The organism is Bacillus sp. FJAT-18017 (genome assembly GCF_001278805.1).
Classification (GTDB): Bacteria; Bacillota; Bacilli; order Bacillales; family Cytobacillaceae; genus Bacillus_D.
Genome location: NZ_CP012602.1, coordinates 3,739,498 through 3,754,380 on the forward strand (window position 1 = coordinate 3,739,498; position 14,883 = coordinate 3,754,380).

At 43.7% G+C, this 14,883-nt stretch carries 11 protein-coding genes; 2 read left to right on the forward strand and 9 right to left on the reverse strand.

Annotated features, from left to right (window positions below; all coding sequences use genetic code 11):
* The first annotated feature begins 348 nt into the window (after nt 1–348).
* Together AM500_RS17480 and AM500_RS17485 are read left to right on the forward strand one after the other, a co-directional pair.
* Nucleotides 349–1,950 (forward strand): FAD-dependent oxidoreductase, encoded by a 1,602-nt coding sequence (locus AM500_RS17480; protein WP_082347272.1) that lies wholly within the window; start codon nt 349–351, stop codon nt 1,948–1,950.
* Nucleotides 1,951–2,255: 305 nt separating this feature from the next.
* The gene (locus tag AM500_RS17485; protein WP_053600368.1) at nt 2,256–5,303 is read left to right on the forward strand and encodes an FIMAH domain-containing protein; all 3,048 of its coding nucleotides are present in this window, start codon (nt 2,256–2,258) and stop codon (nt 5,301–5,303) included.
* A gap of 185 nt (nt 5,304–5,488) precedes the next feature.
* Here the strand turns inward: AM500_RS17485 and AM500_RS17490 are convergent, their stop codons facing one another.
* The 9 genes from AM500_RS17490 to nfsA all read right to left on the reverse strand — a co-directional run bounded on the left by AM500_RS17490 (nt 5,489) and on the right by nfsA (nt 14,557).
* A complete protein-coding gene (locus AM500_RS17490) occupies nt 5,489–5,671 on the reverse strand; it encodes a hypothetical protein (RefSeq protein ID WP_053600369.1) in 183 nt (60 codons plus the stop codon).
* A 14-nt stretch (nt 5,672–5,685) separates the two neighbouring features.
* Nucleotides 5,686–7,110 carry a dihydroorotase gene (locus AM500_RS17495; protein WP_053600370.1) on the reverse strand — a complete coding sequence of 475 codons (1,425 nt, stop codon included), beginning with the start codon at nt 7,108–7,110 and terminating at the stop codon, nt 5,686–5,688.
* On the reverse strand, nt 7,088–8,023 hold the full coding sequence (locus tag AM500_RS17500; protein ID WP_053600371.1) for a dihydroorotate dehydrogenase: 936 nt from the start codon (nt 8,021–8,023) through the stop codon (nt 7,088–7,090). The genes AM500_RS17495 and AM500_RS17500 overlap by 23 nt, the downstream gene beginning before the upstream one ends.
* Entirely contained in the window at nt 8,020–8,808 is a 789-nt protein-coding gene (locus AM500_RS17505; protein WP_053600372.1) for a dihydroorotate dehydrogenase electron transfer subunit, read from the reverse strand. The genes AM500_RS17500 and AM500_RS17505 overlap by 4 nt, the downstream gene beginning before the upstream one ends.
* Nucleotides 8,805–10,070, reverse strand: coding sequence for a M20 family metallo-hydrolase (locus tag AM500_RS17510; RefSeq protein ID WP_053600373.1), 1,266 nt, complete (start codon nt 10,068–10,070; stop codon nt 8,805–8,807). Before AM500_RS17510 ends, AM500_RS17505 begins: the two co-directional genes overlap by 4 nt.
* Nucleotides 10,071–10,087: 17 nt before the next feature.
* Nucleotides 10,088–11,395 (reverse strand): CapA family protein, encoded by a 1,308-nt coding sequence (locus AM500_RS17515; RefSeq protein ID WP_053600374.1) that lies wholly within the window; start codon nt 11,393–11,395, stop codon nt 10,088–10,090.
* A gap of 13 nt (nt 11,396–11,408) precedes the next feature.
* On the reverse strand, nt 11,409–12,182 hold the full coding sequence (locus AM500_RS17520; RefSeq protein ID WP_053600375.1) for an IclR family transcriptional regulator: 774 nt from the start codon (nt 12,180–12,182) through the stop codon (nt 11,409–11,411).
* Nucleotides 12,183–12,288: 106 nt separating this feature from the next.
* Nucleotides 12,289–13,524, reverse strand: a complete 1,236-nt coding sequence (locus tag AM500_RS17525; RefSeq protein ID WP_053600376.1) for an MFS transporter — start codon at nt 13,522–13,524, stop codon at nt 12,289–12,291.
* A 289-nt stretch (nt 13,525–13,813) separates the two neighbouring features.
* A complete protein-coding gene (gene nfsA, locus AM500_RS17530) occupies nt 13,814–14,557 on the reverse strand; it encodes an oxygen-insensitive NADPH nitroreductase (protein ID WP_053600377.1) in 744 nt (247 codons plus the stop codon).
* Nucleotides 14,558–14,883 lie beyond the last annotated feature (326 nt).

Sequence of the window (14,883 nt, forward strand, 5' to 3'; positions counted from 1 at the left end):
TAACCCCCAGATAACTCTGTTCGGCACTTACACCGCTTCTCTTTTCCTTTTTAACCACAAGTCACCCTGTTCGGGCACTGAAAAATGAACCTCCCCATCAATCTCGGGAAAGGCAAATCAATCCGAATCGCTAACTTCTGTTTGAAGATCATTAAAATGGACAATAGCACTTGTACAATATATTCAAGGTCGGTTCCCCATACTCCTTGTTATTAGTCTATTTCATGTCCCTCTGAAACTATCCTGCCTTTTTAGCTGCGTATTTAAAGTCCATTAAAAGTCTTGATTAATCAAATGGTTGCAATACACTTTAAGGAAAGCCGAGTATCCGATCAGGGAGGTATTTATATGGATTTCAGCCAGTTGCATTATTATGAACCTACTCCGAAGGCAAGTGAACCATTAATAATTGAAAGAGACTTAATAGTTTATGGCGCAACTCCTGCCGGAATCACAGCAGCGATTCAAGCGAAACGAATGGGAATGACTGTAGCCATTGCTGAGTTTGGCCAACATATTGGCGGCATTACAGCGAGCGGGCTTGGGGCTTCCGATGCTGGAGCGAAAGAGGCCATTGGCGGTTTGTCCAGGGAATTCTTCAGAGAGTTGGGAAAGTACTACAATACAGAAGAGCAATGGACGTTTGAACCGAAAGCAGCCCTCTATGTTTTTAAAAAATGGATAAAGGAATACGAAATTGATGTATTTTACAATCAGCATTTAGAAGATGTGAAATCAGAGAATTTCAGAGTTAAAGAAATAAGTATGGAAGATGGGACCACCTATCAGGCTGACTTTTTCATTGATTGCAGCTATGAAGGGGATTTGATGGCTAAAGCAGGTGTTTCATATTTTGTAGGCAGGGAATCGAATGCGACCTATAAAGAGACTTATAATGGAATACAGTTTGGACATCCACACCATCAATTTGAAAAATGGATTTCCCCCTATGTTCACGAAGACGACCCTTCGAGCGGAGTTTTACCTGGGGTTACTGAAACAAGCCAGGACACGCTTGGATATCAGGGACAGGGAGATCATCGAATTCAGGCTTATAATTTCCGGATTTGCTTAACGAAAAACAAGCACAACCGGATTCCATTTCCGAAACCTCCTTCTTATGATCCGGAACGCTATACGTTGTTACTACGTTATATCGATTCTGGTGTTTGGGACGCGATGAACCTTCATACCATGCTGCCTAATGGAAAAACGGACTTAAATAATTATGGCGGTTTCTCAACCGACCATATTGGGATGAATTATGAGTGGCCGGATGGAACCTATCAAACTCGTGAAAGGATTTTCCAGGACCATTTTACATACAATCTTGGAATGCTCTATTTCTTAGCTAATGATGAGCGAGTGCCTCAGGCAATTCGCGATGAAGTATCCCAGTGGGGACTGGCTGGGGATGAATTTCAAGAGACCGGACATTGGCCGCACCAGCTCTATATTCGGGAAGCAAGAAGAATGGTTTCGGACTATGTGATGACCGACCGGAATTGTCTTGGCGACCTTTCAGCCGAAGATTCAATTGGCCTCGCTTCCTATCAAATGGATTCCCATCATTGCAGAAGAGTCGCTATAGACGGCAGGGTTTATAATGAAGGAGATGTTGAAATACCGATTTCACCTTATCCCATTTCGTATCGTTCAATTCGTCCAAAAAAGAATGAGTGTACTAATTTACTAGTTCCAGTTTGCTTGTCCAGTTCGCATATTGCCTATGGCTCGATCCGAATGGAGCCGGTATTTATGATTCTAGGCCAATCTGCAGGTGCCGCTGCTGCTTTGGCGCATCAAAATAAAACCACTGTACAAGACGTTCCATATGACAAATTACGAAACGTCTTACTAGATTATGGGCAAGTACTCGAGTGGGATGATTCCATAGAAGATAATCCTGTTTTACGCATGAAATCAACTTTCGGGAAAACAAAAGCGTAAGCGCCTTGATAAGACGCTTACGCTTGATGAACAAAAATAAATAAAACTCATAAGGGCTTTATCCTTTATAGGGATATGGTCCTTTTTCTTTTACAATTCGCTCGGTTTTACACACTACTATAGTACTAAAATGATTATCGTCATTTAAAAGACGTTGGAAGTTATATACTCTTTAACTGAAATAATTTTTAGATAATTAGGACGTTTTGCTCAGTGCGGCATGATGATTGGAGGTGCAAAAAGAGTACAGCTTCGCACTAAATTGTATCCGCTTACAAATTATTTTTAATAGGAGATGGCTATTATTGAAGAAACTAGTTAAGAAACTTATGATAACTATGCTCGCATTACTGCTAGTCTTATCTACCCTACCCTATTCACAGCAATCAACTTCAGCAGCTGAAGCCGATCGTTGGAAAGAGCTAGGTGTTCAAAATGGAGGGTTTGAAGCAAAACCATCATCCGGAACAAATCTCCCTTCTTGGGTTTATTGGTCCGGAGGCCTTAAATCTGGAATGAGCATCTCCAATGAAGTCGTCTATGCAGGCAATCAGAGCTTGGCCGTGAATAATACCGGATCGATAGGATTATTTAGTCAGGAAATTGATGTCACCGAAGGAGGCCAATATAAATTAACTGCAAAGCTTCATGTTAAGGAGTTAACAGGCAAACCAGGAATCTGGCTGCGCTGGTACAATGACCAGGGAAAGAATTTTACAGACACTCCAAGATACTTTGATGTCCCAGCATTAAATGAATGGCAAACGGTTGAAATCGAGGCAACTGCCCCAACAGGTGCCACCGGGCTAAAGGTCTTTATTTATCAGCCCACCACATCCAAGATGAAAGGTTACTATGATGAAGTAAAGCTTTTTGAAAAAGAATCAAGCGTCCTTGATTTTCCTTTCGAATTTGGAGAGCCAATCAACCATGGCCCTGCTGCTTTAGCGGCTAAATCCCAAGGAGTAGCAATTGGTGATGGCGAGCTTTACTACGCAACAAACGGTTCACCTGCCACCTTTTATGCCGCTGATGCTGTAACCGGTAAAAAAATCTTTTCACAGGACCTGCCTGGAAGTGATGTAGTCTGGGCAATGGTCATCGGTACGGATGGCAATGTTTATTTCGCAGGTACTTATAACGGAATCTTGTACCGCTATGTGGTAAAAGAAAAACGACTTGAACAGCTGGGGAAAAATCCTTCCGATAATTGGGTTTGGCAGCTGGAGGCCTCAAAAGACGGAAAGATTTATGGTGCTACATATCCAAATGCAAAGGTGTTTGAGTATGATATCAACTCCTCCCAATTCAAAGACTTGGGCACTTTTTACGAAGGCCAGCAGTATGCCCGCGGGCTGGGGATTACCGATGAAAGCCTATATATTGGAACTGGCACTACTGCTTATTTAATGAAGATGGATTTACAATCTGGTGAAAGAACAGAAATCAAGACGCCTATAACAGGAGTATCCACGCAAATATCAAATATTTGGGAGTATGGCAGCAATATCTTTATCGCCTATGGAACTTCCCTCGTTACTATTGATAAAACAACTGGGGAAGAGAAAAATACAATGAATTGGCAGGATGAACATACGTTTGACGGGCTTATCTCCTCTCCTTCTCCATATGACGAAAATATCATCTATTATATTAATAAAAACACACAGCAGCTGTGGACATATGATATGAGGACACATGATCAGGCAAAAGTGGAACCGACTGTCCAATTGCCTCCTACACCGGCGAAAGCAATCCGCTGGATTAAAGATGAAAGCGGCAAAGATGTACTGGCGATTTTACATCACCAGATCGAATATTCACTTTACGACCCGACAACAAATACTGTCAAGGTCAGCTATCCTGAAGTTGCCATGCAGGGATTATTAATGCAAAGCCTTGAAATTGGTGAAGACCAAAAGATTTATATGGGCGGATACCAGGGGTCATTTGGTGTTTTTGATACGGCTAGTGACAAGTATATCCTTCACGAACGAGATCCTCACCAGATCGAAGGGATTGGATTTCTAAACGGTGATGTATATCTGGGTACCTATGGCGGCGCGAGAATTTTTAAATATGATCCAGAACTGCCGTTTCAGTATTCAGGTGGTGTAAAAGGCGATAACCCCGAGATGGTATATGATATCGGGGATGACCAGAGCAGGCCTTTCACTTTTACATCAGGTGATAACAAGCTCTTTGTGGGTACCATTTCCGATTATGGACGGTTAGGCGGAGCGTTAACAGTATATGACTCTGAAACAGGCAAATGGAACACGATTCGCAATATCATAGAAAACCAAAGCATCATTGGGCTGGCTTACCATAAGGGAACAGTGTTTGGCGGATCAACCACAGCTGGCGGTCTTGGCATTACTCCTACAGAGCCAAAAGCTAAAATGTTTGAATATAATGTTGAAACTGGTGCGCATGAAGTATTTGACCTTCGTTTTGAAGGATTAGACAAGCCTGAAATGATCGGAGAGCTTTCAGTCGGCCCAGATGGAAACCTTTGGGGTGTAGCGTGGGGACTCGACAAGGCTGGCACCTATAACACAGTGGTCTTTGCCATGAATCCGGACAATAGAGAAATTGTGAAAAGTACACAGATTCATAAAGGAGTAAATAGAGGAAGCCAGTGGAGGCCGTTCTTCATTCGCTGGGATAAACAGGGCTACCTGTATACAACAGCAGCCCGGAAATTGACGGTCATCGACCCAGAAACAATGAAAAGCAAGGTTCTGGTTCCGGGTACGGTCCAATTAATGGACCTCGATGATGAAGGCAATATCTACTACACAGCCGACGAAAATTTATATCAGTTACCAGTTCCATTAGAAAAGGGTACCTTATCTATAAAAAATGAATCGATGCTGCAGGGCACCGAACAAGACGTTGATTTAACTGTAACGCTCGTAAATGGAAACACCATCAATTTAAAGGGAGCCGACATTGAATGGTTCAATTCCAACCCGGCTGCCGCCGACTTGAATGATGGAAAAATCACAGCTGAAAATGCTGGAATGACAGAAGTATATGCAAAAGTTACTTATAACGGAGAAACCATCACAACCAATACAATCAAGGTAACAATCGAAGTAACAACAGATACACTCTCACAACAAATTTTAGGTCTTGAAGAAGCAGGAACCATTCCCCATTCTTTGGCCAAACTATTGACCAATAAATTAGCACAGGCTGAGCACCATTTCCAAAAGGGAAGGACAGAACAAGCAGTAAAGCATCTCGATGATTTCCGTAAACATTTGGAAAAAAGCAGTATTGAGCAATCGGTGAAAGAAACATTACTAGATAATCTTGATTCAATTGAGTCTGGATATCGGAATTAACTAGAACACGATAAAAAGGTTTTCTGTGTATGCAGAAAACCTTTTTTTGATTATTATTTCTAAAGTAAGAAAAGGTCACCTTTTCCCGCGTTTATTCAAAGTAAAATGACAGCCTTCTAAAAATTGAAAGCTGTCCTTTACCAATCTATCATTCGGCATCCCAGGGCCGACCCGATTTGCAGACTCTAAAATTTTAATTTGAATTCATTGATGAATTCATTATAATCAAGGTCAAGTAATTCGCAGCATCGCTTAACTTCTGCATAGAAATCCATGTCAGAAGTCACAGGGCGGTCGCGGTTTACGTAATAAAACTGGACAAGCTCAAATAATTCAGCTGCTACTTTGACTTTTTCAACTTTATCCAAATGTTCCGTCCCCCTTATTTATTTCCACTGAAAACCTTTTCACTGTTAGCCTCTGGCACGACCATCTTTCCGATTGGCCCTGATACGATGTTCCCATCTTCCATGACGGTAACTCCCCTGACAATGGTCTGGACGGGAACCCCCTTTATAGGGAACTGGTCAAATGCGGTAACCTTGCTTTTACTATGCAGGTTTTCTCTTTTAATGACCATTTCTTTCTCCATGTCTACGATGGTGATATCTGCATCCGTTCCCACGTCCAGCGAGCCTTTTTGCGGATAGATACCAAACTGCCTGGCAGGGTTTCCGGATAATACCTCGCAAACCTGTTTTAAAGTAACTTTTCCTTCGCTGACAGCATTCAGCATGAGCGGGGCTAGGGTTTCAACACCACACATGCCAGCAGGAATTGACCATAAGTCACCGTCTTTTTCTTCCTCAGTATGGGGGGCATGGTCGGAACATACAATGCTGACCGTACCATCCTGGATACCGCTCCACAGTTCATCCTGATCCTTCTTATATTTTACGGGCGGATACACCTTCATTTGCGGGCCGACTTTTTCATAATCCTCATTGCTCAAAAACAGGAAATGAGGACATGTTTCCGATGTAATCGGATAGCCTTCCTTTTGTGCCTCACGAACGAGGCGTAAAGATTCTCCCGCGCTTACGTGTAGAATATGCAGGCGTGTTCCGAGCTCTTTTGCCATCGAAATCCCTGTTTGAACTGTCAATACTTCGGCAAGGTTCGGCCTGCCTTCAAGCAATGCTTCATAATCGCGCCTTCCTGATATCTCCACCTGCTGTGTCAGCCTTTGGATAAGTTCATTGTTTTCAGCATGGATGGCAAGAATCTGGCCAGTTTTCTCAACTTCCTTGAAGATATCATATACCTCTCCATCGGGAAGCGGCGGAATCACACCTTTTTCCCCTTCTTTGTAGTTGTACATCAACTGATATGTCTCACTGTTGATCGCATAACCCCAGAAGAACTTAAAGCCGATGACGCCCGCTTCATGCAGGGGGACAATGTCCTTTCTGTTCAAATCGCCAAGGCAAATCGCCCAAATTCCAAAATCCACATGGGCTTTTGCAGATAGATTTTCCTTCTGTTTGAGAAGGTTATCAACATTATTGATTGGCGGATTCGTATTTGGCATTTCGAAAACCATCGTGACTCCGCCCGCGGCAGCCGCTCTCGTACTGTGATAAAAATCTTCCTTGTACTCAGCACCAGGGTCCCTTGAGTGGACATGTGTGTCAATGAAGCCTGGAAGTACATACTTTCCTTCGGCATCTGTCGTTTTGGCCGCTCCCCCCGCTAGTTCTGTTTCAGAAACAGCAGCAATCTTCCCGTCCTTAATATACAAATTCCCTTTGACAAATTCCGTTCCTGAATAAATGAAGCCATTTTTAATGATATGATCCCACGCCATGCTTTTCGCTCCCTTCCACTTGGCCGATGATTTCTTTTAAACTATTAATGTCATACTTCTCCATATACTCATTTATTTCCTGCAAGATCGTCAGCATCACAGTCGGATTGATAAAATTGGCGGTGCCCACCTGTATTGCTGTTGCACCGGCCAGCATCATCTCAATTGCATCCTCCCCGTTCATGACACCGCCACAGCCAATGATAGGCAGCCTGCAAACCTTGTAAACCTGATGTATCAACCGGACAACAAGCGGCTTGATTGCCGGGCCTGATATGCCGCCAATCATATTGCCTATTTTCGGCTTCCTTGTATGGACGTCAATTGCCATGGCAACAAACGTATTTGCAACAGTAAGGGCATCCGCCCCGCCTTCTTCAGCAGCCTTGGCGATACGTCCAATATCGGTCACGTTCGGGGACAGCTTGGCAATGACAGGTTTGTCGGTCACCTGACGGACCGCTTTGACAAGCTCGTGGGTTATCGTTTCATCCATCCCGAAGGCAACCCCGTTATTTTTTAAATTGGGGCAGGAGATATTGAGTTCAAGTGCGGCTACTTCCTCCATGGCCGAAAGCGTACCACTCATTTCGGCAAATTCCTCAATGCTGTCGGCCGAGATGCTCGAAATCAGTGGACTTTTAAATTGCCCATAAAATGGGACCGCCACCTTTTGATAATAATCCAGCCCTTTGCTTTGAATGCCTATCGAATTAATCATTCCCCCGGTTGTTTCACAAATCCGTGGTGTCGGATTGCCTTTCCTCGGCGTTTTGGTTATGCTTTTCGGCAGCAGGGCGCCAAGCTGATTGAAATCAAGCACCCCTGCCATCTCTTCGCCAAAAGTTCCTGATGCCGGCATGATTGGATTTTTCAGCGTAAGGCTGCCAATTGAGACTTCCATATTCCTCATGAGAACACCACCTTTTTCAGTGGCAGTACCGGACCATCCTGGCAAAGGCGGATCGTCCGAATTTCATCGCCTTCTTTAATATCACAAACACAGGCAAAGCAAGCACCCATCGCACAGCCCATATTTTCTTCAAGAGCAATTTCCGAAAATAACATATATCGCTCAGCAAGCTCCCTCGTTAACAGGGCCAGCCTTTTGGAACCACAAGTATAAACAGCATCGATTTGCCGGGTACGAATGATTTCTTCGGCAAGCGTCCTCACGGCTGCCGGATCGCTGGAACCGTTCCCGTCATGAACAACAAACGTAATAACCCCAGCTTTATTAAGCTCTTTCTCTACTAAAATATCTTCCCGGGATCGGGCACTTAGAATTGAATAGCATGGAATCCCCGTTTCACCTGCCTTATAGGCAAGTGCTGAAAGAGTCGCAATCCCGACACCTCTTGCAATCAGCAGCAGGCCTTTGCTCCCGGCTCCGAGTGTAAACGTATTTCCGAGCGGCCCAAGAATGTCCAGGAGCTCGCCAGGTTTCCTCTCAGCCAATTTTTTCGTCCCCGCACCTTTAACCAAATAAAGAAATTCCAATATGTTATCCCTGTTATTAATTCGGTAGATGCTAAATGGCCTCCTCAGCAGCGGAGAATAATCATCCGTTGTCCTTATATGAAAAAATTGTCCTGGTTTAACATCAGCTACTGTCCAGTCAGGAATTCTGATTTTCATATGGCAATAACGGCGGCTAACATAATCATTCGATAGTATTTCTGCCTTAGTAAGCTTCATAGCTGGCCTCCAACTTCAAGTGAAGAGGATGATACTTTTGCGTAACAGAGCACCGCTTCCTCAAGAACATCGATCCCAAGCATGATGTCATCAAAGTCAGTATGCTCATTCGGATGGTGGCTAAGACCATCAACTGATGGAATAAAAACAAGGCCAACCGGCCCGAAACCAGTCATGTTCATGGCATCATGCCCCGCTCCGCTTTGCATCAACCGATAAGGAAGCTGTTTTTCTTCACATATCTTTGCAAGTTCCCCGCATATTTCTTCAGACAAAAGGACAGGTTCCTCAAGACTAATTTCTTTGCAATCTATACCAAGCTGCCTTTCCTTTTGTACCGTGGCCAGGGTTTCGTGTAAACGATCCAGCACCCGATGCCTGGACTCTAATGAGGAAGATCGGATATCAATTTTCATTTCGACTTCTCCCGGGATAACATTCATCGCTCCTGGATGGACAGCCAACACCCCGACTGTTGCAACAGTCCCAAAGTCTGCTTCCTTTTTTGCGGCCTTCTCCAGCTCAAGTGCGATTTCAGCAGCACCTAGAAGTGCATCTTGCCTCATATCCATTGGAGTCGTGCCCGAGTGAGAAGCTTTTCCCGAAATAGTCACAATAAATCTGGCTGGAGCAGCAATACCTGTTACAATCCCAATTTTCTTTTGTTCGGTTTCAAGGACAGGCCCCTGTTCTATATGCATTTCAAAGAATGCTTTAAAATTCTCCTTTTCCCTGTGTGCTTCATTGATGCTGTCAAAGTCAAGGGCGCAAAGGGAAAATGCTTTTTCAATTGTAATCCCGTCACGGTCCTTTAGAGTCCGGTATTTGCCTTTGTCTATGCGGCCAGCCATTGCTTTGCTTCCGAGAGTCGCAACACCAAATCTCGCTGACTCCTCACAGGCGAACGAAATTAATTCAATCGGATGTTCAGTTGTGATTCCCCGGTCATTAAGCCGGTTGATGATTTCCAGTCCCGCCGCGACTCCGACAACGCCATCATACTTGCCTCCGTCGTAAACCGAGTCTATATGGGAACCAATAACGACAGGCGGCAGTGTGTTATTTTTTCCATCCCTACGCGCAATCAGATTGCCGGCATTGTCCAATTTGACAGACATCCTTGCGTCCTTGCACATTCTCATCAAAGCATGTGTACAAGCCTGTTCTTCATTTGAATAGGCAATCCTGGTGATACCCTTTTGCCCTGAATTATACTGGTTAATTTTCGCGAGCAGTGTTTCATATCGTTTCCGTTTATCCATAGGAGTGCCCTCCCTTATTAGCCAGAGGCTATCGCAATATATCCTTTGCCACTTTCAATCTGTATCGTTGTACCAAACTCCGAAGAAAGCTCAGCAAGTTCATTCAAAATCCGTTCGCCATCCACTTCGTTTGCAAATGACGGCCTCCCTTTTCCAGCTCTGCTTTTTTCAAAACCAAGAGTGATGGGCAAGAGTTCTATCCCTGTAATTAAATCCTCTTCTATTGAAAAAGAAGCAATAACTGATTCAAACACCTTTCGATTGGCAGCAAGACCCCTCGTTCCTTTCTTGCTGCGGGCATCCATCCCGTCAGCCGTCGTATGGCGGGAATCAAGATCGTACAGCTGATAAAATTCAGCAGGCTGCTTTTCTACAGTATCATTTTGAAAAATAAAATCCCCCAAGCTGTAAAAAATCGGCCTGTTCCGATAAATCTCTATTCCCCGCAAAATATGAGGCCCGTGACCGATGATAGCGTGAGCTCCTTCGTCTATGCAAAACCTGCTGAATTCCTTTAAAAAACCAGCCGGTTTATCCTTATTGGTCCCTTTCATTTCATGGGCATGGAGACTGACAAACACGATATCCGCTTGCCTGGCTGCCTCCTTGATTGCCTTAGCAATCCTTTTCGCGTCTTCCTGGTCCATAAAGGTTTCGGTCCCCGGCTCACCTTCTTCAAAAAGAAGATTCCCAAATTGATAGGATCCGCTGTGGTCTTTCCAGAATCCTTCACTAACATTCAAATTCCTTGCAGCATTCACATCAGTGCTGGCATCGATTTGTTTTAGATTCTGCATGGTTTCGCTGCTAATTCTGTGTACTTGTTTATGTCCGAGCGGATTCACACCCGGCCTTCCAGGTACATCTGGCCTCTGCTCCCCTGCCTTGTGCCATTGGTCAAAAGAAGATGTTACTGAAATCAGCGCAACCCTTCCGTTTTTTGTTTCGAGGTATTTTGGCTGCCCTGCTTCAGCCAAATTCCTTCCAATTCCTGCGAATACCCAATCATCTTTTTCAAGCGCCTGAATTGTTGAAAGCAATCCGCCGTGCAGCCAATCAAGACTATGGTTGTTAGCACAGGCCAGCAAATTGAACCCCAACCATTTGAGGTCTTTTAAAACGTTCGGCCTGGCTGCTGCCCACGTACCTCCGCTTGTTGCTGACGGTGCCTGGTCAAAATTGTGCAGTACGACTTCAAAATTCGTAAACCTGACGTGACAGTCCAAAAGAAATTCCTTTATGTTGTTTAAATTTTCTTCGTCTCTCGGCAGCCTCTGGGTAATGAAGGAATCTCCCGTAACAGCTACTTTTATTGGTTCACTCATTTTCTTACTCCTTTTACAGTTTGATGGAGGTAAGCAAATGCATGGATTTTAAATGCTCACTTGCTTTTTGCGATACAGCTTTTAATTCTCGGATGATGGCATCCTCTTCCTGTTCTATATAGATGTTCTCTCCCACAACACTAATGCTCAACGATGTTTCCCTGTCTTCATGGAAAATAGGGACAGAAATCGCAGAAACGCCAACTTCCAACTCCTGCAGACAGAAAGCCACCCCTTGATCAAGGACCCTGCTTAGCTCATGTTTCAATGCTCCAATATCCGTCAATGTATGAGGAGTAATTGGCCTAATCGATTCCTTCGCAAGGCAGGAATCGATGATGTTTTGTTCTTTATAGGCCAGAATCGCTTTTGAAGCTGCAGTGCAATAAAAGGGCATCCGCTGGCCAACATGCACGAAAAACTTATTGCGCAAATCGGAAGGCTGGTGCGTATGGATACAATAGACCTGATCACCCTGGAATCTGCTTAAGTACGAATATAGGCCAGTTGCTCTAGAAACTTCCTCGCAATACTGCCCCATCAAACCAATGGGATCCTGTGAACGCAGGAAACGGCTTCCCCAAAACATCGCCTTAGGACCCATCATATAGTTTTTCGTGTGAAAATTTTGCGTCACGAGTTGGTGCTGGACCATGCTGGAAAGCATCCGGTGGATTGTACTTTTGCTGAGATTGGTTTCTCTTGACAGATCGCTGATGCCTATTCCATCAATCGGGTGTTCACTTATGCAATCCATAACCTCCGTAAAACGTTTTAACCACTCCATTATTCGTCTTCCTTTGTTCTGTAGTATCGTTCTGTTGTGCGGGACAACGTTCCATTTTTAAAAGAAGAATTTTCCCTGTCCTGATTTCAGACAGGGAAGGCCGTTATTAAGTAAGTTCCTTTCCTCTTGTTTCCGGAATTAAAAATATAAATGCGAGTGCAGATAAAACATAGATTCCCGAAATTAGACTAAGGGCATAGCTTAATGAATGATTCAAAGAGATATATCCGATAATGAATGGTGCAAAGCCCGCCACAGCTCTGCCGATATTAAAGATGATATTCTCAGCTGACGATCTGGCTTCGGTCGGATAATGTTCAGCAAGCAAGGCACCAAAACCGCCCATCATTCCATTTACGAAAAATCCAAGGATTCCGCCAAGTGCCAAGAGGACAGCCATTGACGATTGCTGGAAATAAATCCAGACAATGATTGCCGAAGCCACCAGGAATATCAGATACGAAGGCCTGCGGCCAATTCTGTCAGCCAAGTAGCCGAACACCATTATTCCAATGATCATTCCCGTAATCGTAATAACCGTCCACCATGTGGTTTTGTTGAACGTTACACCCATTTCAGTTGCGAGCATGGTAGGCATCCAGGTCATAATTCCATAAAAACCGAAGTTTTGGACACTGGTAGCAACGATTAAGCCGAGAGTAATTTTTGTTGTTTTGGCTGATGAAAACAAATGTCCGACGGAAACATTATTTTTGTTTTCATTTTTCATTTTTGTCCAAACTTCCGGTTCTTCGAGGTTACGGCGGGACCAGAATGCCAGGATTGCCGGGAGCACTCCTGCCACAAATACTCCCTGCCAGCCGAATTTAGGGGAAATGAAAAGGACAGCCAATGTTGCAAGGACGATACCAAACTGGAACCCGGTTGCAACAACTGCCGTAGCCCTGGCTCGATACTTCTTGTGCCATGCTTCACTGACAAGAGTCATTCCGATCCCGAACTCACCGCCGAGTCCAAGTCCGGCAAGGAACCTGAAAACAGCCAATGTTTCAAGATTTGGGGACAGAGCACATAAGCCGGTGAACACTGAAAAAATTAAAATAGTCCAGGTAAACACGCGGACGCGTCCATATTTATCTGCTAAGATACCAAAGACAATTCCGCCAAGCACAGAACCAAGCAGTGTGATCGTAGAAACACTGCCCGCCTGTGCAGCATTGATTCCAAAATAAGCAATAATAAGCGGCATCGTGAATGCAAGTATCATCATATCCAGACCATCCATTGCATAACCAATCGTCGAAGCCCAGAGCGTTTTCCACTGATAGCCAGTAATCTTACCCGGTTCAGTTTCAATATTCTTTTGAACAGCTGTCTCCATGATTTACCCCCTTGATTCATCCCTTCCAGATAGGAAAGTGAAATTTTCTTTGTTCCGGTGAACGGAACAACATTCCATTTTATAGCAATACTTAGGTAATGTTCGCGGTGTTGCCGGGTGTGTTGCAAAGCTTTTCCAGAGGCCGAAGGTGACGGGTTAAGTGCCTATGAATGTTTGGAGGCAATATAATTTAAGTTGTTCATATCTCCTTTTTAATCATATTCCCTCGAGCATTACAATTATGATTATTATAAATTTTCAAAATATTTTAGGCAAGTCCAATTTATAATTAATCAAAATTAAAGCCCTGTTTTTTTATAAAATTCTTTAAATGTACACGCCGTGGTTTACTTAAGTATTCAGCCATTTGTTTCGTCCACCCATCGGTGCGTAAACCATTTGTTCTTCTTGTGTAGTATTCAGACGAAATTTCTTCATAAGTGGCCAACCCTTCGAGAATATCTTCCTTCGGCTTATAGTGGTTATAATGAACAACCGCTCCTTTGGGAGTCCTTGGCTTTTGCCACGGTTCCTGGTCAGGGTAACCTAGGCACATCCCCATCATGGGAATAGTATATGGCGGAAGCCCTAACAGATTTTTTACCTCATCAGGATTATTGCGAATTCCCCCTATCATCACACCACCCAAACCGTAAGCCTTTGCAGCAATAAAGGTATTTTCGGCAGCAAGCGCAGTGTCAACCGCTGCGACCAATACGTTTTCAACCTCATTTATTTCAAATTTTGTATCCCACATTTCACACGTTAGGCTGAGACGATAAAAGTCCGCGCAAAACACTAAAAAAACAGGACAGGCCGCTACGTACTTTTGGTTCCCCGCTATTTCGGACAGTTTTTCCTTTTTATCCTGATCATCTACAACAATAATACTGTATGCCTGTACATTATGGGATGACGGAGCCCATTGGGCACAAGCAAGAATTTCCGTAAGAACATCTTCAGGAATCGGATCAGGTTTATATCTTCGGATGGATCGATGACTTTGGAGCAGATTTATCGTTTCATTTCGCAATGAAGCATCTCCTTTCAACTTTTTAGTGTAGATAGTTGCTGAATATTTTTAATAGTCGGCAAATTATATTATACAAATGTTTTAAACTAACGTAAATTCTAATGCAAGATTGATTTGCACTATTATTTCTACTGTAACAGCAAATAGGAATGTTTACCCATTTCCCTTAACCATGCTCAAAAGGTCATAAATATTTAAAACAAGTAAAGTACGCTTACTTGGAACCTTTGCAAACTAAGGTCTGTAAGCAACTTGAACTCGGAAAGGAATTTTTATCAGATATATTGTTTTGCAAACTATCAAGAAAAGGCCAGACTAATCTCTAG

What these genes read in the sequence shown, in the direction of transcription:
- AM500_RS17480 (WP_082347272.1), top strand. Translation starts at nt 349, where the DNA reads ATGGATTTCAGCCAGTTGCATTATTATGAACCTACTCCGAAGGCAAGT.
- AM500_RS17495 (WP_053600370.1), bottom strand. Translation starts at nt 7,110, where the DNA reads ATGGCGTGGGATCATATCATTAAAAATGGCTTCATTTATTCAGGAACG.
- AM500_RS17500 (WP_053600371.1), bottom strand. Translation starts at nt 8,023, where the DNA reads ATGAGGAATATGGAAGTCTCAATTGGCAGCCTTACGCTGAAAAATCCA.
- AM500_RS17505 (WP_053600372.1), bottom strand. Translation starts at nt 8,808, where the DNA reads ATGAAGCTTACTAAGGCAGAAATACTATCGAATGATTATGTTAGCCGC.
- AM500_RS17510 (WP_053600373.1), bottom strand. Translation starts at nt 10,070, where the DNA reads ATGGATAAACGGAAACGATATGAAACACTGCTCGCGAAAATTAACCAG.
- AM500_RS17515 (WP_053600374.1), bottom strand. Translation starts at nt 11,395, where the DNA reads ATGAGTGAACCAATAAAAGTAGCTGTTACGGGAGATTCCTTCATTACC.
- AM500_RS17520 (WP_053600375.1), bottom strand. Translation starts at nt 12,182, where the DNA reads ATGGAGTGGTTAAAACGTTTTACGGAGGTTATGGATTGCATAAGTGAA.
- AM500_RS17525 (WP_053600376.1), bottom strand. Translation starts at nt 13,524, where the DNA reads ATGGAGACAGCTGTTCAAAAGAATATTGAAACTGAACCGGGTAAGATT.